This window comes from Vibrio sp. Vb0349, assembly GCF_033338975.1.
The window spans coordinates 1-1,436 of record NZ_JAWOTS010000179.1 but is presented as its reverse complement, the minus strand read 5'-3'; the positions used below and the strand labels follow the sequence as shown (position 1 = coordinate 1,436).

1 protein-coding gene and 1 pseudogene are annotated in these 1,436 nt (G+C 41.9%); both read right to left on the bottom strand.

Annotated features, from left to right (window positions below; genetic code table 11):
- A pseudogene (locus R7Q47_RS24345) lies at positions 1 to 396 on the bottom strand (CpaF family protein); the annotation flags it as partial.
- Positions 393 to 1,436: type II secretion protein (locus R7Q47_RS24340; protein ID WP_318089785.1), on the bottom strand; the 1,044-nt coding region annotated here is incomplete at its 5' end. The pseudogene R7Q47_RS24345 and the gene R7Q47_RS24340, both read right to left, overlap by 4 nt.

Genomic DNA, 1,436 nt, shown 5'->3' with positions numbered 1-1,436 from the left:
CGATTCATCAATGCGACGCCCTACATTGGATGCAATGCGTTTGGCGATAGTATTGAGCTGCTTTTCATTGACGAACTGGATTGGCGACTTCTCTACCTTGCCGTTGATTTCGATGAAAATATCTGACGGGCCATTGATCATAATGTCCGAGATATCATCGTTATCAACCAACGCTTGAAGCGGCCCTAAACCTTTAAGTTCATCCAGTAGTGCTTTGACGAGATCTAAACGCTTCAAACTGCTGATTTGCAGTTGCTTTTTCTCGATAAGAATATTGACGGAATCTTTTAATTGGCTCTCAAGCTCCAATGGCTCGACATCGACTAAAGAAGCGGCATCAAGCGCGTCAAAGATTTCGTCTCTTATGTCAATATAAACTTCTTTTAGGTGATTCATTTCTTAAACCACGCGAACTTTTTCTGCACTTTGACTTTTTTACCAGTCAGCGAATTCACCATATTTGCAATAGCTGGGGTGAACTTAATTTTCGCCGTGTTGTGAATGCCCTGTTGGATGATCAACTTTTCCAAATTGGCTTCATAAACGAAATCAATGGTGTCTTTCGCTTTAATTTTTTCTTTGGCGCCTTGGAGAGGCATCATGTAATCCTTCTGCGATCGAGTCATAGAAAAAATGATTCGATGCTCGGCCTTTCCTAATTTTTTCTTTATCGAGTGGTAAGCGCGTAACGAGGCAACAGAAGGTTCACAAACAACAAAAATGCGGTTGTATCTTTCATTGATGTCTTCTGAAGTCAGTTCGTTTATCGCATTTAAAGGCAATGAATCTATGATGAAGTTGTACTGATCCACCAGCTCATTAGAAATTCTAAATAGAGAGTCTGCATGATCGCTTATGCATGCAATGTTCTTTTCAAGGGCAAGGAAATCAAGCTTGTCTTTGATTGGGTGTACATAGCTCCCAGCAATTGCAGCATCGAGCTCAGATTGGTTTAAATCGATGCTATTTTGTTGCGCCTTTAGCCCTTTTAAACCCAAGAAAATATCCGAATTTAATGCCAGCGTATCGTGTTCAACAAGCAACGTTTTTAAGCTCGCTTGCTGGCTCAAGCTATGGGATAAAAAAGCACTGATGGTTGACACGCCAACACCGCCTTTACTACCAAGCATCAAGACTCTTTTCGCGATTCGCGACTTTTTCTTCACCGTTGGCGAAAATGTGTCTTTACCAGACTCTTTTAATGCGCCCAACAAGCCATCAAGTTCCGGATCCCAAAGAATGTAGTTCGCACCTAACGACAGCACTTTGTCACGCATCAAGATTGAGTCCGTGTTGCTCAACACAATCAGAGAGATGCTCACATCTAATCTTGAAGATATTTCCGCCACTTCCGAAACAAGCTCGCCACAATCTCGCAAATCAAGAACGACATACTTTATTTCTGCGCTTGTTTTGTGCCAACTCTCATCATCGAT